Genomic DNA, 19417 nt, shown 5'->3' with positions numbered 1-19417 from the left:
TACTCACGCATGGCTTCCCCTTTCTCCCAAACTAGCGCGGCATTTAATTTCATCATACTGGTCCCCGTCCACCAAGTAGCCATAGCCTGCAGGAAGGAGCTTGGTACGCTCGTGATGAGTCATGTTCGGGAAGTCAAAAATATGCTGCGAGTGGACTGGTATCTCTATCAAAATCCCCTTGTTGGCACGTACTAGATACATATACAATTCGGTAGCATTGTAAGGCGCCAGTTTGTCGAGCTGTCCTGAAGTCACGATATAAATATTGAGTCCTCGGGCCGCCGGTATCAGCTGCGCCCACTTCTCCGCAGCTTCATCCGAAATCATGTCGTAGAAATCATTAAAACCGTTGATGAATATAAACAACGCCTCATGCTTTTGCATCCAGCCGTATACCGTTTCCTCCGATACGGCATTCTCTCGGATATGCCGATAGTCGGCCAGCCGCACATCCATGAGGGACTCAAGTTCGTCGGTAAAGGCATCGACATCTGCGGCGGTGGTCAGATACCTCCCCCTCCTCACGGCCTCGCTATAGCTCTCAGCCAGTTCCCGGCTTGATCGATCAATCAGCACCAGCTGCCTGTTCGGCTGCTCTGCCGCATCTCTTATCATCTGCATGAGATGTGCAGGATGAGAATTCTCCTCGTGGCTGGCAATGAAGAACGTATGCAGATTCTGAAGCTCCAGTCCATGCGGTCTGCCGCTGCTTGCTTGAACCCCCGCCATCAGCATATGTTCGTTTATCTCCAATAACGGCAATCCTGCCTTTCTTGGTAACCGGGGCATGCGTGCAGGCAACGTAGTTGTCTCAGCGGCTCGTTCGGAAGCGGCCGCAGCCACTTGTTCGATGAGCATGGCTTGCGCCAATCCTGCCCGCGGACCCTCCCAGGCCTCATTGTAAGCTGCGATTCGATCCCGAATGTACGAAATCCGCTCCATTTCGTTCTCGGCCTTGACGACGAGCGCCGTCTGAAATTCGACAACGTCCCCGGCAATTGCCAAGCCTCTTCCCCTTACGTTATCAGGCTCGATCGGTATTGATGATGTATTCAGAATCTCTCGGTAATGGAAACTATCGTTCATCCGCAACGTCAGGAAGTTGGAGACATGCTCGGTAATTCTGTAGTAGATCGCGCCCTTGCTGTTACCCGTTATGATCAAATAAATTCCGTACGTTTTCCCGTTGCTCGCAATTTTGACCAGCTGATCCTCCAAGTCATGATACCGCTCCTTGAAGCCGCTATAGTTATCCAGTACGAGCACGATAGCCGGCAGCTTGTTCTTCGTCCCTCTGCAATACCCCTCATAGGAACCTGTACCGTGTTCGGCGAACAACCGCTTTCTTTGCTCCATCGCCTTGATTAGCCCCTCAATTGCTGCCTCTACTTGCACCTCATCGTCCGCATAGGCGACGCCCAAACAATGAGGCAGCTCAGCGAAATACCCAAGCGTTCTTCCGCCAAAATCGAGAATGTGGACATGAATATTCTCGGGACTGCACGATTCGGCCAGACTGTAGATCAGCGTTTGCAGGAAGGTCGTCTTGCCCGTTCCGGACGCCCCGTACAGAACAACATGACCGTCCTTCAGCAAATTGATGCTGAGGGGAAGCTGCTGCTGACTCTTCGGGAAATCGGCCATGCCGACAGTGGCCTCAAGCCGCAGCTCCCTATCTGGCCAACCTACTCCGTCGAATCCCGGCTGCCGCTCCAGCTCGTCAAGCGCCAACTCCTCCTTAAGCGGCTCCAGCCACAACGGAAGCGATGGAATACTGTTTCGCTCCGCAATCGAGATGATTTCATGAATTAGAGCCTCAAGTTGGGACTGTCCGCTGGCCGTTCCGCTTGTATCGGTTTTAGCGCTTCTCATTAATGCAGCCGTACTGTCAATCATGCTGACCGTAAGCTCATCTTCGTCGATATAGCCTGGCAGCGGAGCATAATCCAGACCGCTGTATCCGGATTGAATATATTCGTAAACCTCATCGTAGCCAACCTGAACGTAACACCGGCCAGGCAGCTTGATCATTGCGGCATCAGGCTTTTTGATCATTTCGTTGCTGTCGTATTTATCCAACACTTTCAAGCAGATTCTAAATTTCGAGTTGCTCCAAATTTGATCATCTACAACGCCTGATGGCTTTTGCGTGGCAAGAATAAGATGAATGCCAAGGCTTCGACCAATCTGCGCAACATCGATCAGTTCCTTCATGAATTCGGGCTGCTGCGTTTTCAGCTGCGCGAATTCATCGGATATAAGGACAAGATGCGGAAGAGGCGTTGCAGCTCTGCCTTCCTTGTACATCTTCTGGTACTTATCGATATGGTTGACGTTGTACTCATTGAACAACAGCTGTCGACGGTTCAACTCGGCCTTAATCGATATAAGCGACCGATTCAGCTGACTGCCGGACAAGTTGGTAATTTTGCCAGCGATATGCGGCATGCCGTCAAAAATGTTGGCCATGCCTCCGCCCTTATAATCAATGAGCACAAAGGATAGATCGTGAGGGTGATAATTAATAGCTGCCGAGATGATATAAGCTTGCAAAAATTCACTTTTGCCCGATCCGGTCATTCCGGCGACGAGTCCATGCGATCCATGATAGTTTTCATGAATATCCAGGTTAAACACTTCTCCGCCAGCCTTTATGCCAATTGGCGCCGCAAGTGATTTATACGAGAGGTTCTCTTCCCACAGCCCTTCGATATTCAATTCCTCAATGTTGCCAGCCCTGTACATGCCCAAGAACGATACACGCTCCGGCACGCTTAACTGAGCATACTCCGTCTTGATGGAAAGGCGGGACAAGCCCCGTGAAAAATCGAGCAGTAAATCGTCCGATACTTCATCCGGCGTGAAAGGAAGAAAACGATTGTTGAATTTATTTTTGTAATAGATGCCGCAGTCGGTCTCATTTTGAATAATGGCTTCACACTCTTTGGGCAGCCTGGAGATGGCGCCATAGACAAATACGCCCGTTACACCTACTTGATTTCGAGGATTTCCGATATACCGCATCAAAGGCTCACCCTCGACAAGTTTCTCATCAGCAATGATAAATACATAGTGCGGAAGCGAGCCCCGGGCTTTCCGATTCTCCTCCGCTTCTCGTTCCTTAAGCGTTTCATCCAGCGTATGGAAGAGTTGGTGTACCTCATGGCGATTTGTTGCGATATGCCGAAGGGAGCGGTCGGTGCTCCAGACATGCGGAAGCTCTCTCGCCCATTCGAAATGTTGGCTTGTCTTCTCATTGTAAATCAGAACAAGCTTCACTTCGTCGGGGGCGTGAAGACCAGCCAAGTGCAGCGCCATCGCCTTCGTATTGTTCAGGATGCGATCCCATTCACCAATAAGCCCGATCGTCCGGTTCTCCTTCAGTGATATGGCGATCGGCACCTCCTGCAACTTGGCGAATTGCGATGCGATTTTCATCGGCTCTTCGGCCAGCGGATCCTCATCAAGCACGAATCCCTGCTTGGGAACCGAGACGACGACTTGAAAGTCGTCTTCGCCTATTCCTAACCGAACGGCCAGAAAATCTCCATCCTCCGGCGTGCGCTCCCATAATCGTCGCTGACTGCCCTGTTTCCGCAGGAAGCCTGCGACCGTGTCCGGGCCCGGGAACAACGTTTCATTTAAAATCCGCCGGTTGCGCTGATATTTCTCCTCCAAAGCCTTCTTTTGTTTCCCCAGATATTCGAGATAGCGCTGCTCACGGTACTGCAACTCTGCTTTCTCCACACGCAGTTGGTAACGATTGATCAGGATCGGCCATAGTATAGCACCCGTAAGCATGCTGACCGTCATGGCTGCGCTGGCAACCACGGACGATCCGGATGAAGCATTGGAAATGGTGACGCTGAGACTTACCAGCATGGCCACCATCATCGTCATCGAAGGACCTAGCGTGAAAAGAAGCGGCATCTTCCCTGCTTTATTCAACGTTGGCGGCGGATCAATCTCAAACACGCCTGATTCCAACGTCTTCATAATTCTCGGAGACCGGGTAAAGTAGCCCGCCTCAGAACGGGATTCCATATCAAGCCTCTGCCGGTATTCAGGCTTGAGAGGACTTAATGTAGTCCCGGCAATAAGGCTGCTAACCGCGATATAATGATCGAGGTAAATAATTTTCAAACCGACAATATAGATGATGTCACCTGCTGATAGTTTGGAAGAGCTTACCCGCTTACCATTGACATAGATGCCCGTCTTACCGGACAAATCTTCGATGTGCGCTCCGCCCTCAGCGTCCAGCCTAATCGCGGCGTGTTTCCGGGAAACGCTATTGTTCAAATTGAAATAAATATCGCTCTCCGGCAACCGACCAATAAAGACGGGCTTGCTTGGTTCCAGTTTGTATTTATGAAAATGCAATCCGCATCGGCTGACATCGGTAATCAGCATGCTGTATTCGACCTGCGTATCCAGATGCGATACGGTAATGTAATCGCCGTGTGCGATGGTTTTTTCCTTGACTTTTTCACTGTTGACGGAAATCTCAACCTTACGGGCCTCCGGTGTTCGAATCACCCATTCGCTGCCAACCTTATAGAGCGGCAGAATCAATTCGGCTCTGCTTTCCAGAACATCCCTGTCCATAATCGTTCCCGTTGTTCTGCTAAGCAGCGTGCTTAATTTAAATTCCTTGACCGTATCGTCAATGAATAAAGCAATCAGCAAGTCAGACATGTCATCACTCCACTTAAACGAACTAGATTCGGATCAGCCAGCGACCGGGCCACCTTTGGGTTCGACCAGTCAGGTTTAATCGCAGAATGCGGTTAGATCTGGCTGTTACCGGATGATAACTCTTCCTTCTTGCTGCGGATAAGGTTGCGCATGGCCATGACCTGAGTAGCTAAGATGGAGGTTTCGCCATCGGCAACCGCATGTGTCGAGGTTCCTGAAGTTACAATCACCTTGAAGTATTCGAACTTCTTGTTGATGAGCTTTCGTTTGGACAAGATCCGTTCCGTCTTCTCGCCCGTGATGACACAGTCCACATCGCGGTAGAAGTACTCGGCAGTAGATTCCTCGAATATTTCACCGTTGCAAGGATCATAGCAAATTTCGTAGACATAGATTTGTGATTCACTGAATAAGAAGACATGGGCCTGAATCAGGGAATAACGGACCCGGTCATCGCTGCCATATTTAAAAATCAGCTTGGGCTGATGGATAAACAAGCGAATAAAAATGGCTTTGATCCATGAGAATAGGCTACCTGGCTTGGGCTCCTTATAGTCATAGTAGGGCCCCAGTACTTTAATCGGGGTAATAAGACTGATTTGCTCGCTGACCAGACCCAGTTTCGTCAACGCCCGCTCTGAGAAATTGCTAAGATCCGCTTCAATGCAGGCATCTACCGCCTGCTCCTGGCTCCCTTTCACGCCATATTTCTCTACGAGAGACCAAATCACGGCAGCGACAATAACAATGACAACCCCTCGCAGCCCCATACCCATAATAAGCATTAGGATAGACCCGAATATCCCCAGCATCAGTGGCCACTTCGTGCCATAAAAGTATTTCTTGACGACATTACGATCCATTGTCTGTCCGTTCATGCAGATACCCCTCCAAGTCACCAAGCAAAATCATGATGTCAATCAAGTCCTTACCACAGGGCTAAGGAATTTTTCTTCTTGTAACCTGTTCAATCTATTCTCATGTCCGCACGCAACCCACATTCTCAAAACCTCAGAACTAGGATTAGTTTGTATTTTTTCAATAAAATTACATAAAAGGACAGCAAGAAGCGTTCATAGGGGCAACATTGTATCCGTCGCCTACCCAACTGCCGATTATATAGGGAATGCCGAGAAGTGAGAGAAAAACGCGAAGCAAAGGCAATCGGATCCATAAAAATAGAGAAGGATTGGCGCTCTGGTATGATCCGCGATATGCATTTTGTTTACTGTCGCTATGTACTCCATAGCGACAGTAAACCATTTGCACACCTTGCGCCATACGATCACGGAGTGATGTTTCAATTGATCTGGCAAGGTTTTTCCCAAGCCGTGTCTCCGATACGTTTGTTCCACTTATTAAGACAGCACGATTAGCCTACCTTTTTCTCGCGCAAGATATTTCTCATCGCCTTGATTTGCTCTTCTACTTTAGAAATATCCATACTTCCTTTTCTCTCTTTCATAGCTGTACGGTCTTGGATATAAGCGGAAATCGACGTACCGCCTGAAGTCGTAAGTTTGAACACTTCAACATCGTGAATTTCTTGTTCTTTTGTTTTCTTATTGAAAACCGGGTTACCTTTGGAATCCGTAATTTGAACTTTCTCGGACAATGTCGCAACAGATACAATGTCACGATAGAAGTACTCATCCGTCGTTTCGGAGAAGGTATCGCCATTCGTAAAATCTACAATGCGAGTATAGCAATATACTTGATGTTCGGTAATGTAGAAGACCGTGACTTGGCCTAGAGAAAACCGCAATTTCCCATCAGCCCCCCGTTTGTACATCAGTTTCGTGTCTTTGTTCACATACTTGTAGTAAGCGCCTGTAATCAGGATGGGCTCTTTCAATTCCATCTCGGCAACGATGCCAACCTTGTCCCGTCCGCGTTCAATCGCGGCTTGGCAATCTATTCTGATCGCTTCATCGACTTGCTGATCCGTCGCGGCTGTCTTTCCGAAGTACTGAAAGTACATACCTGCGCCAGCGATGGCCAGCAGAATAATGCCGAATACCGGGCTACCCATAAGAACAAGAATCCCGACAATAGCCAAGAGAATAGCCCATTTCGGAAAAACTCTCGTGAAATAATTTTTAACCAGCTTGCGATCAACCGTTGCCATTTGTCTTTTCCCCCAAATATTTAGTTTATACCCGAACAGACATGTACCGTTCGATGATGTCGATATCTTCATCACTAATGACCGTCTGGGCTGCCTGTTGAAACAATTCATTCGAACTTGGCGAAGTATTGATAAACTTCTTGTGATAGTAATCCTGTTTAATAACCGCGTGGGTGTAATAAATCTTTCCATCGGTAGGGTTTAGACTAGCCGCCGCCTCAAGCAGTTCCTCCGCCCTTCGAATGACTGGGAGCGTAGCAACGAATGGCCGTTTTCCCTTCAAGAGGCTAATCGCTCCATAAAAGTAAACGTCGCTAACGTCTACCATTTGTTCAATCGCCTTCCCAAAAAACTTTTGCGCATAATCATAGAGTCCCAGCTTTAGATAACACATGCCCAAGGCCGTCGTGACCTCATTATTGCCTGGATCCGCTAATACCGCCCTCTTATAAACTGCAATATACTTGTCAATGCCAGTCCTATCCATAGCGTTTAGACTTCCAAATGTCCTAACTATAAATTCGGCTTTGCAGTAAAGACAGATATTGCTCTCCAAGGAAGCTGGAGCGCCGCATTGCGGACATTCGTTGATAATAACTATGTTTGCGCTAATCCTTATCACCTCCCCGTTATTGCTTCGTTCCGCAATTTCCGCAGAATGCGCTCGCTGTGGGAACCTCGCTTCCGCACCCTGTGCACATCCTATTTCCTACAGCAGTTCCGCAGGATCCACAAAATTTCATTCCCGCGGCAACAAGATGATTACAGCTAGGACATGGGGTGCCGAGTTCGAATTTCTCCCCGCAGCTTCCACAGAAACGCGATCCTTTCGGGCTATGTTCTCCACACTTGCGGCAACGTTCTTGTTGTACGCCTTGTTGGACTGACGCAAAGCCTGGTTGTCCCATAGGAACGGGATGGGATGGCATGAGATTGGCCCCCAACTGCGCGAAGGCGTCGCCTGCAGCAGCTCCAGCGCTAAACCCCATTCCTATACCCATCGCAGCATTGGCCATTCCACCGCTGCCAGGGTTGTCTGCCAGCTTTTCCATCACATCGAAGGATCTTCTACGGTAATAATCTTCGCCCAAGATATTCAGCTCGGCCCGCTTCTCCTTCAAGTCCTTTAGCTTAACCGTATCTTCTTTCGGTACATTGACAGATTCTATGTAGAAATTCAGCAGTTCCACGCCAAATCGCTCAAACTCTTCATTGATGGCAAGCGTGCAAACCTCGGACAGCTCGCCGATATAGGTCGTGATCTCTAGGAAAGAAATCCGCTTTCTAATCATATAGTTCGAAACTATTTCTTTAATTCTCGTATTGATGATTCCTTCAAAATATCGAGCGATAATACCATAGTCGGTCATACTGCCGCCTTTGGCCGCGCCAATCATGCGCGTCACAAACATTCGCGGATCGGAAATTGTAACGCCATATTGACCGAAAGCCCTGACAGACAATAAAACTCCATATTTCGGATCCTCTACAGGGAATGGAGTCATAGTGCCCCAACGCAGGTCAAGACGTGCCGTCTTGTTGATAAAGTAAACTTCTGCCGAGAATGGTGTATCTCCGCCGAAAGGTAAATTAACGAGTTTATCCAACAACGGCAAGTTGCCAGTCTTAAGCGTAAATGTACCAGGTCCAAACAGATCGAGCGCCTCTCCCCCTTTGAAAAAGAGGGCTTCTTGACTTTGATTTACAATCAACTGGGAACCAAGAGCAAAATCTTCACCAGGATATTTATAGACCAGCCAAGGTTCTCCATGTTCGGGCCCATCGAACTTAATACGATCGATTAGCGACATTATTGATCACCTTCTTGTATGTTCTCCTCAGATCCGAAGCGAAAGAAGCTGTCTAATTCCCTTGTATAAACTTTTACTACGGGTAGAAGCACTTTCGTCGATTCATTTCGAAGGAATAGTAATGTTAATGCAACGAAGGTCCCCCACGACATGGCCCTTTTTCCCATTTCAATCGAAATGATCGTCTGTCTGCTAACGCCGACTCTTGCCGCAAGCTCCGCTTGAGTTACTCCTAACTTCGCCCTTAATACAGGAAGGTTCTCGGTCAGATTTTTAATCAAGGCCGCTTTCGTTTCCGTATCAAGTTCCTTTGGCATAGTTATATCGACCTACCCCTTCCTTTATTTATAGTAAATATAGCCTACCGCTATATCAATATAGTAAAAAATAAGGAGATTGTAAAGGCTAATTTTGACAAAATGATTTTTAATTTAACATTTTTCGAGCGTTGCATCCTGTTTAGGATAGTTCCTATGACATAGTAGTGGGATCTTCAACTATTATCCTCAGTTAAGGTTAACACTAAAAATCCATTGCCATGTACGCAGCAGAAAATGTTGACTATAGGACTACTTTGAGCCTACTTCCAATTTCATGCAAAGACAACGAAAAGGGGGTGTCCCAAACGTCATCAATAAGATGATGTTGGCACCCCCCCCGTATTTTCATACTTTTGGTTGCTTCATCCACTACGCGGTCGCATGTTCTTCAGATAATAGGTGATTGGTTTTCGCACTTGCAAATATCCAACCCGATCAAATGACGAACGCAACCTTTTTATTGTTCATTCCAATAAGTAACGATCTGGAGCCTCGCACAACTCCCTATACGACTTGCTCGCTAGTTACTTCTTCTCGTTCTTGCCCTCCAGGGCGGCCTTCAGGGCATCGGCCAGCCCGCCGGTCAGCGTAACCTTGTCGCTGTACTGCTCGACGAGCCGCTTCTGCTGATGCTTGTTGATCCGTCCGCCGCCGGCTTTGTCCTCCAGCATCTCAATGACATTACACGGTCGGCACTGCGCGTATTTGCCCGCTTTGCCGGTGTGGATCTCCATCTTCTTATGGCATTGCGGACAACGCTTGTTCGACAGAACGGGCTCCGCCGCGCGGCGGTAACCGCATTCGCGATCTTGACACACGAACGTCTTGCCTCGCTTGCCGTTGACTTCCATCATTCGCTTGCCGCACTCCGGGCAGTGCGCATGGGACAGGTTGTGCGGTTTATATTCCTTCGCATCCTGCTTCACCTCGTTCACCCAAGCCGCAGCCTTCTGGCGGATGCCGGCCATGAACTTCTTCGCATCGCCCTGCCCTTTCGCAATGCGCTCCAGCTCCCGCTCCCACTCCGCGGTCAGCTCCGGACTGCGAAGCTCCTTCGAGGCCAGCTCGATGAGCTGCTTGCCTTTGCCGGTCGGCACCATCCGGTTGCCTTGACGATCGATCGTCTGCGAGGACAGCAGCTTCTCGATAATATCCGCGCGCGTGGCCGGGGTGCCCAGCCCGTATTTCTCCATCTTGGACAGCAATCCCGCTTCCGTATAACGTGCCGGCGGCTGCGTCTTGCCTTCGCGAAACCGGCTTTGCTTCAAGGTTAGCGACTGCCCGGAGGCGAGCGACGGCAGAAGCTGTCCGCTGCCGCCTGCCTCTCGTGGCGCTCCTTTGCTTCCGTCCGCTGCTGCATCGTCGCTGCCATCGTCCTCGCCATCCGACCAATCGGCCTCCTGCACGCCGCCGTATGCTTCCTTCCAGCCAGCTTCCTTCAGAACGTTACCTTTGGCATAGAAGCGGTCTTCGCCGACCCTTATGACCACGCTGGTCTCGTCATATCGGCAAGACGGGCTGAACATCGCAAGGAACCGTCTGACGATCAATTCATGCAGCTTTCTCTCTTCCGGGCTGAGCGCAGACAGGTTCACATATTGCTCCGTCGGAATAATCGCATGATGATCGCTCACCTTGCTGTCGTCGACGATGCGCTTCGTGACCGAAAGCGGCGTCCGCAGCAGCTTGCGCGCCAGCGTCGCATAAGGTCCCACTGCAATGCTCTCCATTCGACCCTTCAGCGTCGGCACCATGTCGGATGACAAATAACGCGAGTCCGTCCGCGGATACGTCACCAGCTTATGCTGCTCATACAGCCGCTGCAATACGTTCGACGTCTGTTTCGCCGAGAAACCAAGCCGTTTGTTCGCATCCCGCTGCAGCTCGGTCAGATCGTACGCCTGCGGATGAGGCTCGCTCCGCTCTACGGTTCGCAGCCGTTCGACGACCGCCGGCTTCCCCTTCGTGCGGGCAACGACCGCTTCCGCCTCCGCCTGCGTCCACAGCCTTCCGTCATGTCCTTCCTCGCTGCGCCAAGGGGCCTGGAAGCCTTCGCCGGCGAACTCCGCGGACACCGTCCAGTAGGGCTTCGGCACGAAGCCGTTAATCTCGCGCTCCCGCTCCATCAGCATCCCGAGCGTCGGCGTCTGCACCCGGCCTGCCGACAGCTGCGCATTGTACTTGCTGGTCAAGGCCCGCGTTACATTCAGGCCTACCAGCCAGTCGGCTTCCGCCCGGCATACGGCAGAAGCGTACAGCCGATCGTATTCGCGGCCCGGCTTCAGCGACGCGAAGCCGTCCTTGATCGCCTTATCCGTCTGCGACGAAATCCAAAGCCGCTTGAACGGCTTCTTCCAATGCGCCAGTTCCATAATCCAGCGGGCAACTAGCTCCCCTTCCCGTCCTGCGTCCGTGGCGATGATCAGCTCGCCGATATCGGGCCGCTTGCATAATTGGAGGACGGCCCTGAACTGGCCGGAGGTCTCCTTCAGCGGCTTAAGCGTCATACGGTCGGGCATGATCGGCAGATCCTCAAGGTTCCAGGTCTTGTACTTCGGGTCATAATCCTCCGGCTCGGCAAGACCGACGAGGTGACCGAGCGCCCACGTTACCACATAAGATGGGCCTTCTATGTAGCTTTTATTTTTATTCGTACAACCGAGCACACGCGCGAGTTCCCGGGCGACGCTGGGCTTTTCCGCCAATACGAGCGATTTCATTTACTTGTTCCCCCTGCACTTGTCATACTCCCATTATCGAATATTGGCCGGAATAATGTCAAAAAGCCGCGTCTTACGCCAGTTGACGGGAACGCAGCGGACCTTCGAGCGTAGCCGGCGTACTCCTTCGAGCTTGCAAGCACCGCCTACTCCTTCACGGCGCCAAACATGGTACCGTTCGCAATACACAACCCATCATCATGCAGAAAGACCACCCGTGAAGGCGGCCTTTCCGATCCTGCTATGGAGATCTTAGATCTAGTAGGCCAGCTGCATGTAATACAGATTGGCTACGCTATCTTTGGTAATCGTATGCGCGCCTGCAGCAAGAGATACACGCACAATGCCGTTTGTCATGGGATAACTTGTTCCGTCAATTTTGACTTTGGTCCCGTCTGGCGAGTTGAACACCAAGGTTAACGTCGAGGCTGCGCTCGTCGTAAATGCAATGCTGGTCGAACTCTCGAGTTTCAAACATTGCGTGAGCGTTAACCCGTTGTAGGACACGGTACCTTTGGAAGTCGACAGCGCGCCCTGAATGTTGAAGAAGTCGCTTGCGGTTCCACTCGATGTGAAGTTATGAACAACCTGTTGCTCGGTACCCGGATTTGGCGTAGGGTCTGGGGTCGGATCTGGTGTAGGGTTCGGCGTCGGATCTGTCGGATTCGAATTCCCGCCGACGGATACCAGCTTAGTTGTGTAACTTTTAATTTTGGCCATCAGTGCCTCGTTGACGGCATACGATGCATCATCTGCCGCGTCGTCGAATGCCCATTGAAAATCCCCGTTGTTCATGCGTCCAGCTTCTGTGGTCACAATCGTTTCGACTGAACTTGCCGGATCTATATCGGCTGCGGTCACGCCTATATCGACGCTCGTATCGAAATTGTTATACGCCGTTCCGCCGACCAACGCTTTATACGAGCTAGGCACGGTTTCCGTTCTTGAAGAAGCCAGGTAGGCATCGAAGGAAGTTGCATGGGCCGCGGCCGTCCCGGCATTGGAGTTCGCATAGATCAAGCTTTGCGCTTCTGCAACGATGTTGTTGAATGCTTTAATCACGCCTCCATTTTCACCCGAGAACGTTCCTTCTCCTAGCGCATCGGTTCCTTGCAACGAACTCAGCATCGGATTTTTGGCATGTCTGAAATAATTGGATTCGACGAAAGCCGAAGCCCCCGTTGTTACGCCTACCCCATACTTGGCGTTACCGTCGTAGAAGTTATTATAAATATGAACGGATGCGACTCGAATGCGCGGATGACGCGAATCCGAATGATCGAACCAGTTATGGTGGAAGGTCACATAAAATTGGGCCGACTCGCTCAAGCCTACCAACGATGCTTTGCCGGAATCCCAGTAGTGGTTGTACGAGATCGTATTATAGGTCGAGCCTTTCTTCATATCGGTAGATCCGTCGCCTTTCGCCTGGTCCGCATCCCCTCCCGCCGTTCCATAGAACAGATCGTTGTGATGCAGCCATACGTTTATATTGCCGGTATCCAACGAAATGCCGTCGTCAGGGAATAGCATCCATCCCAGATTGCGTACTTCCACATTGCCCACATACCGGAGCAGCAATCCCCAGCCATAAGCGTAAGCATCGTCTCCGATCCCTTCGAGCGTCATATTCATTTCGGCATAATTGCTCTTGCCTTTGACCTCAAGATAACCGCTGCTGTTGAGCTGTCCGCTCAAGTCATTAGCCGTCACTTGGCCAATGAATCGAATGGCAAGCGGCGTTTTATCATACCCTTTCTGCCTCAAACTCAAAATTTCGCCAAGGCCTACAGCCTTTTGCAGCCCGCCTGAACTGTTAATTTTCACATCGAGCGTAACCGTTTTTGCCGTATTAGAGGTGATATAGACAACTTGAGCACCGTTCCTAAGCGTTCCATTATCATTGTAGGCACCTGAACCGGTTCCATAGGTCGAAGCCGCCGAAAAAGCGAATCCGGACCGGTCATGGGCGGCCACAGCGATTGCCCCCGTAACCGCGCTAGCCGTCGAGCCGCCAGACAGCTTGGCTTCGACTTTCAGCACATAATTCCCCGCTGCCAGCCCTACAGCATCCGCTCTCCAATGAGAAGGGTACTTACGAATAAGCTCGTTATCGAGTTGCTTATACTGGGTATCCGCTGCGCTGGCAGGCTTCGCATAGACATTGTACCCGTCTGCATTGCTTACAGGCGTCCATTCCACATAGGCCGTTTCATTCCATCCTCCACTGTCCGTTATCGTAACGCCGGCGGCATGGGCTACTCCCGCATTGCCCACTCCGCAAACCATTAGGGCGACGACTAGTGACATCATGAGTACCGTGTGGATGAAGTTAACTGCTTTTTTCTTCAATTGGATCCCTCCTACAATGTGAGTTAATCAGCTCGACTGAGAACGCTTACAAAAAATTCGGACTGCTCCCCTCCTTTATCGTGCAATGTATGGCAGGTGAAACATCCAAAGCTTAACAGCCCCGTAACCGGTTCCGAAACAATCATTACCTCATCATTATCTGCGGAACTCCGCCATTCTGGGCTTATCTGAGGTAGTGATTATGACTGGAATGAATCAACGATTAGGAGATGGTGTGCTACCTTGCTTTATGGTGAAAGTGAGCTTTCAGGATGCGAAAACACAACTTCATCCTATACGGCGAGGAATATACCTTTTCTCTAAAATAGGAGAATGCCGGACGGCTTCCCCGCTTCGTGTTGCATTCCATGCAAGCCGCGAGTAAGTTGTAGGGGCGGTCCGAGCCGCCATGGCTTGCGGGGATAATGTGATCGACCGTCGTCCCGGGACGCCCGCACCACAAACAAGTGTAACGATCCCGTTTTAACGCGGCTTTCCGATAGTCACGAAATAAGAAGGGATTGTACAGTAATTGGATGGTCTGCTCGTCCACCCATACGGCACGCGATCGGTTCACTTCCCTCCAAGCCCGGTCAAGCACGCAAGGGGTAAGTTCTTGACCATCCACATTGAGCACGGTTATCATCTTCATCGCCTCCCGAGGCTAGCGTTTATTAATAACCACTGGCAGCAAGTATAGGAGATACATCGTTATGTATATCGAAGTGTTGGAGGCGCAGCACGATCGGAACTTTTTTTATAAAGCCAAACCCTGTGCTTAGATTTCCTTAGATCCAGTGCCGCTACTCTTCTTATGGTTGAGAAAAAAGCAAAAACCCAACCTCATGCGGTCGGGTTGATGATGGTGGAGGCGAGCCGTGGCTGTATATATCCACAATTCGCCGCAGTGTTATGCTGAGGATGTTTCGAATGGATCATCAAATACTCTTCCATGGTTTAGGTTATTTCCCAAATCATCATCCGGATTGGTCTGCATATACCCGCCTCCGTCTTCCACCTGGAGATCGACCGATGTATCGCCGTCACCATCACGCCAATACCCTTCCACATGAGTTCCATCATCGCGATCATAGCCGTTTACATAATTAGGATTAACAAAATGTTGTTCAGGGTTAATTTCTTGATGTTCCATGTCTTCGTTGTCAGCGAAGTATTCGCCAAACGGATTTCTGCTTTGTTCCACATCAGCCTCTTGATGCGATTGAAGATTGTCAAACGGATCGTTCGTTTCGGAGCCTCGGTCCCTCAGTTTGTTGTAAAACATGAACATTCACCTCTTGTTGAAAGAATTGGATATGCTGTTCGGATAGATATACAGCTTTCTGCACTGTATCCATAAGTTCCTTCTTTCGAAGGACAACAGTAGCATCGATAGGCAATTGTTTATACGTATATAATTGAGTAATTTCCCTAAACATATTTTCGATCACAACAGGGCTTTTCCATGCGGCTCTATATTCACCAGCCAATCGTTCAAAACAATTAACCATGTGGCGATTCACTTCCGCAACATAATAAGGAAGCAGCGTCAACATTAAATGATCAAATGTATCCAGCGCTTTCGTCATGTAAAAATCCAATCGGTGATTTTCCATCTCTGTTTTCATTTGTTCCAAGCGTTTCGCTTCTTTAGACGTTTGGGCCGTATTGAAACCTAAGAATGCGCCTCCAAGTAAAAACGGAATCGCTAATCCTCCTGTACTCAGAGCAATGGCCAATCCTACACCAGTAGTTGCGGCAGCCTGAGTGTAGCCTCTTTTAGCGCGATCGGCGATGATTTCATCCATGTCCCCTTTTGGGATAATGGTGCTAGAAACGGCAGATAATGCTGACTCTACTTCATTTAAAGCAGACTTGATTTGTACGCTCACATTCATGAAGCCACGTTGAAGCTGGCGGAACAATTCTTCGTCGTGCTTATTGCCTGACGGTTCAAAAATGTCTTTGACGTTCCGATCAAGCATCGCGGGCAGATAGATCGATACTTGGTCTAACCTGCGTTTCTGATTCTGAATGGCATAATACATGAAATTAATGAGTCGGTGATTTCGCTGATCGCGATCACTAACATTGTCATGAATTTCTCGAATTCCGGCTTGGATAGCCAGCAGCTGTCCAAACAAATGAAACAAAGCAAAGTCATTCACCTGACGAGTCCAGCTTAAATAAATTTGCTTAGCCTCAGTACGCTCAATTAATGGTGCCTTTGCGTGATAATACGTCGCATAGATGATTTTGTGTACTTCTGCGGCAGGTAGCATGAAGCGGTTGGTTCCACTGCCGTTAGCTCCTTCCCTAGCTGATATATTGCATGGAACCAGGAAGGAATCACCCTCAGGCTCGGCAATCGAAATATCCGATATGGCATGGTATTCAAAATCGTGAAGAACGGTATCTGGTGATTGCCGTAATTGGATGCCGCGCATCGTTTGTTCAATGAAGAATGGATGCTCCATTGAAGTGATACCGAAGCTAACATCATCGAGATTGTTCGGTGTTTTCGGATTGACATAAGCTGCCCATTTTTTATCCGGCCATGTAATCATAGAAATGCTAGAATCCTCGAAAATGAACATTCTGTGCTGATAGCCAACAATATCGCAAGATTGCAAAAATAGCGGAGCCGAAAGCTGCAACTCCTTCCAATGCAGAAGACGAATTTGATTTGAAGATTGAACTAACATGCTTACTTCATCTTTCGTATAGCGATTTTGCTGATATACACCGTAAAGATAACCGGTTTGGGGAACACAAACGCCACAGGAACTTCCCCAAGTCGCTTTTGCAAACGCGATCGCATCAGGACGCTGCATATTCACCACGAAAGCCTTATTATTATGGACGATAATGGTTCGATTCTCTTTTTTATCGTAATACCATTCGTCATTCTGCAAAGAGAATTGATGCAGCACTTTCCAATTGTCCTCATCTAGGAAAGATACGACACCGTGATCATGATAAACAAGAGATGCTGTTTTATTGGACATAAAACTATTGACGACTCCCAAAATTATAGCTGCTGCAGTTGCAGCCTTATTAGAAAGCTCAACTTTACTGTCAGAGCCGCCAAAACGATAAGTGATCGGATAAATACTTTTGAACGGTCCTACCAGCTGTGAAAGCCTGGGTGCATCCTGCAGCAGCGTCTTTACGGATTGAAGCTTCTCCTTCTGTGGGATAAACAACTGGATCGAAGAAATTGATTCGTTCTGGATATCAAAATGTCCTTTTAAGGTTAGGCTATGTGCACCGGAAGCCTCCCACGTTTCAATCCGATGTAGCGGAACCGTGAAGGTATTCGTGACAAAATCATCTTGGTGTATGATTTCAATGAATTTCGCTGCTAATTTCAACGACATATGTGTCTTAGACTGGCCTTGATATGAAATAAGAGTCGAAATTAATTCTTTTGCATCCGATGGAAAATCGAAACATTCATAGGGTATATTCGGGAATAAATCGATAAAATCCCATGAATTCAACGTAAAATCCAGTTTAAATGGATATGTTGCTGAGCTCTTCACATATACAGTAGAACCAGAAAAGGATATGAGAAGCTTAGTGGACTTCGCATCGAAATGCATAACCCGTTCAGTTCCAAATATCCCGCCGGTGTCATAGGCAATGACTCGCCCATAATTCGTGATAACGAGCGTATGGGTGCCTAATTGAGACATTCCGGAATAATCGAAGCCCTTCTGGCGGTTGTAAACATCGGTTTCACCCGAGTTATAGCAGTCACGTATTTTTTGTGGAATCACGGATGAACCTTCTTTCAGAAATCATTATTTAGGGAACAAAAAAACCATCCCGCCAATAGCAGGATAGTACACTATCACAATTTAGCGGTTTGGCAGCCATAGCTTTTCGCTTTAGGCCCATAACTTTGCGTCCTTATCTTTCAATAAGTTTGCCTATGAAATTCGTAGTCCGAAAGAACTATCTGAATTTATTATAGTTTCGTTTACGAGCTGTTTCAACATAAGTTTCTGCCAGCACTCTGCGAAACTAAATCGTCATCGGTAACTATGTAGAGAAGGTGATCGTCTATAAGGAACATGTGGGGCTAAGAGTGGATGAAATGCAAAATCCACAACCTCATGCGGTTGTGGATTTACATGGTGGAGGCGAGGGGATTTGAACCCCTGTCCGAAGACATCGCCACATAGGCATCTACGGGTGTAGTCACAGTTTTGATGTCACCTAGGCCGTCGCCCCGTAACCGGCTACGATCTAGGTCAGCCTGATTGTCTTCTTCAGCACACCCCAGGCGGAGATGTGACAGCGTATCCCACTAAGAGTGAGCCCCTACATCCGGCACATGGGCGATGCAGGAGAGGAGCTTAGCATACAGTTTCTTAGGCTGCTGCTAAAGTTGTACGTTGGTTGCCATTTAATAGGCTTTAGCGTTGATGAAGCGGACGCGTCCCCACTACCCGCAACCCATGCTCGAACTATCCCCGTCGAATCCATAAACGCCCCCATATCGCATAAACGGCGTCGTCTGAACCGTGCGGCTCATGTTCCGTTTAGCAGAGCGCTCGGCGTTCTCACGCGGCGAGCATAAGCTGTTCTTGCTTGCTGCTTCTTGTTTGTCTTGCGTTCGCAATGCCGTACTGCTTGGCTTGCTTAGTTAGTATAGCACATCGTCTACACGAATGTACCCCTGTGTTTCTGGAAGAGCTGCCTTCTAGCTGGCACGGCTGCCAGAGCATCTGCCGCACACTCGTTACCGCGCGACCTTCTGCTTCTCGCGCAGCGCACGCTGGATATCGCGCTGGGCATCCTTCTTCGCCGCGCTCTCGCGCTTGTCGTATTGCTTCTTGCCTTTGCCGAGGCCGATAAGCAGCTTCGCGTAGCCGTTGCGGACGTAAATCTTCAGCGGCACGATCGCGTAGCCTTCCTGCTTCGACTGGCCGAGCAGCTTGTGGATCTGCACCTTATGGAGCAGCAGCTTGCGCGCCCGCGTCGGATCGGTCGGATTGTGGCGGTTGCCTTGCTCGAACGGACTGATGTGCATGTTATGGATGAACATCTCGCCATTGCGGATCGTCGCGAACGCATCGTTAATGTTCGCCTTGCCGGCCCGCACCGACTTGATCTCCGTACCCATGAGCACCATGCCCGCTTCGAACGTCTCCTCGATGAAATAGTCATGGGAAGCTTTCTTATTCTGAGCTAGCTGCTTATTCTCATTCGTCTTCTTCGCCACGCCATCCACCTCGCATTCGTTCGCTTCTTGTATCTTACCCTGCCCGTCCCCGCCATAAAACAACGGACTCCCGCGCAGGTGCATCAGGAGTCCATTGTAACAACTTTACAGTTCGAAATCAAGGCGGCCGATACCGCCAAGATTCCGATACCCGC

Annotated in this window: 12 protein-coding genes, 1 other RNA gene and 1 riboswitch; all 13 genes read right to left on the bottom strand. The window is 49.4% G+C overall.

Translation table 11 applies throughout. From position 1 onward, the window contains the following. Positions 1–3: 3 nt before the first annotated feature. Complete coding sequence (essC, locus tag ACFFSY_RS03510; RefSeq protein WP_377489959.1) at positions 4–4698, bottom strand: type VII secretion protein EssC; 4695 nt, start codon at positions 4696–4698, stop codon at positions 4–6. Between the two features lie 92 nt (positions 4699–4790). After that, positions 4791–5576 (bottom strand): hypothetical protein, encoded by a 786-nt coding sequence (locus ACFFSY_RS03505; protein ID WP_377489956.1) that lies wholly within the window; start codon positions 5574–5576, stop codon positions 4791–4793. Positions 5577–6070: 494 nt separating this feature from the next. Next, complete coding sequence (locus ACFFSY_RS03500; RefSeq protein WP_377489953.1) at positions 6071–6826, bottom strand: hypothetical protein; 756 nt, start codon at positions 6824–6826, stop codon at positions 6071–6073. Positions 6827–6851: 25 nt separating this feature from the next. Continuing rightward, on the bottom strand, positions 6852–7313 hold the full coding sequence (locus ACFFSY_RS03495) for a tetratricopeptide repeat protein (protein ID WP_377489951.1): 462 nt from the start codon (positions 7311–7313) through the stop codon (positions 6852–6854). A gap of 142 nt (positions 7314–7455) precedes the next feature. Then, on the bottom strand, positions 7456–8637 hold the full coding sequence (locus ACFFSY_RS03490; protein WP_377489948.1) for an SPFH domain-containing protein: 1182 nt from the start codon (positions 8635–8637) through the stop codon (positions 7456–7458). Further along, entirely contained in the window at positions 8637–8954 is a 318-nt protein-coding gene (locus ACFFSY_RS03485; RefSeq protein ID WP_377489945.1) for a helix-turn-helix transcriptional regulator, read from the bottom strand. The genes ACFFSY_RS03490 and ACFFSY_RS03485 overlap by 1 nt, the downstream gene beginning before the upstream one ends. Before the next feature lie 527 nt (positions 8955–9481). Further along, entirely contained in the window at positions 9482–11677 is a 2196-nt protein-coding gene (locus ACFFSY_RS03480; protein WP_377489942.1) for a DNA topoisomerase III, read from the bottom strand. Positions 11678–11935: 258 nt separating this feature from the next. Then, entirely contained in the window at positions 11936–13990 is a 2055-nt protein-coding gene (locus ACFFSY_RS03475) for a pectate lyase family protein (RefSeq protein ID WP_377490361.1), read from the bottom strand. A gap of 277 nt (positions 13991–14267) precedes the next feature. Further along, positions 14268–14675 (bottom strand): HNH endonuclease, encoded by a 408-nt coding sequence (locus ACFFSY_RS03470; RefSeq protein WP_377489939.1) that lies wholly within the window; start codon positions 14673–14675, stop codon positions 14268–14270. A gap of 264 nt (positions 14676–14939) precedes the next feature. After that, on the bottom strand, positions 14940–15314 hold the full coding sequence (locus ACFFSY_RS03465) for a hypothetical protein (protein ID WP_377489935.1): 375 nt from the start codon (positions 15312–15314) through the stop codon (positions 14940–14942). Next, positions 15262–17811, bottom strand: a complete 2550-nt coding sequence (locus ACFFSY_RS03460) for a hypothetical protein (protein WP_377489932.1) — start codon at positions 17809–17811, stop codon at positions 15262–15264. The genes ACFFSY_RS03465 and ACFFSY_RS03460 overlap by 53 nt, the downstream gene beginning before the upstream one ends. 80 nt (positions 17812–17891) lie before the next feature. After that, positions 17892–17975, bottom strand: a riboswitch (cyclic di-GMP riboswitch). 194 nt (positions 17976–18169) lie between these two features. Continuing rightward, positions 18170–18533: a transfer-messenger RNA gene (gene ssrA / locus ACFFSY_RS03455) on the bottom strand. Positions 18534–18779: 246 nt separating this feature from the next. Then, a complete protein-coding gene (gene smpB, locus ACFFSY_RS03450) occupies positions 18780–19262 on the bottom strand; it encodes an SsrA-binding protein SmpB (RefSeq protein WP_377489929.1) in 483 nt (160 codons plus the stop codon). Positions 19263–19417 lie beyond the last annotated feature (155 nt).

The organism is Paenibacillus aurantiacus, from assembly GCF_042431225.1.
Lineage (GTDB): Bacteria > Bacillota > Bacilli > Paenibacillales > Paenibacillaceae > Paenibacillus_Z > Paenibacillus_Z aurantiacus.
The sequence above is the reverse complement of the archived record's forward strand: the minus strand, read 5'-3'. Positions and strand labels throughout refer to the sequence as shown.

What these genes read in the sequence shown, in the direction of transcription:
- essC (WP_377489959.1), bottom strand. Translation starts at nt 4,698, where the DNA reads ATGTCTGACTTGCTGATTGCTTTATTCATTGACGATACGGTCAAGGAA.
- ACFFSY_RS03505 (WP_377489956.1), bottom strand. Translation starts at nt 5,576, where the DNA reads ATGAACGGACAGACAATGGATCGTAATGTCGTCAAGAAATACTTTTAT.
- ACFFSY_RS03500 (WP_377489953.1), bottom strand. Translation starts at nt 6,826, where the DNA reads ATGGCAACGGTTGATCGCAAGCTGGTTAAAAATTATTTCACGAGAGTT.
- ACFFSY_RS03495 (WP_377489951.1), bottom strand. Translation starts at nt 7,313, where the DNA reads ATGGATAGGACTGGCATTGACAAGTATATTGCAGTTTATAAGAGGGCG.
- ACFFSY_RS03490 (WP_377489948.1), bottom strand. Translation starts at nt 8,637, where the DNA reads ATGTCGCTAATCGATCGTATTAAGTTCGATGGGCCCGAACATGGAGAA.
- ACFFSY_RS03485 (WP_377489945.1), bottom strand. Translation starts at nt 8,954, where the DNA reads ATGCCAAAGGAACTTGATACGGAAACGAAAGCGGCCTTGATTAAAAAT.
- ACFFSY_RS03480 (WP_377489942.1), bottom strand. Translation starts at nt 11,677, where the DNA reads ATGAAATCGCTCGTATTGGCGGAAAAGCCCAGCGTCGCCCGGGAACTC.
- ACFFSY_RS03475 (WP_377490361.1), bottom strand. Translation starts at nt 13,990, where the DNA reads ATGATGTCACTAGTCGTCGCCCTAATGGTTTGCGGAGTGGGCAATGCG.
- ACFFSY_RS03470 (WP_377489939.1), bottom strand. Translation starts at nt 14,675, where the DNA reads ATGATAACCGTGCTCAATGTGGATGGTCAAGAACTTACCCCTTGCGTG.
- ACFFSY_RS03465 (WP_377489935.1), bottom strand. Translation starts at nt 15,314, where the DNA reads ATGTTTTACAACAAACTGAGGGACCGAGGCTCCGAAACGAACGATCCG.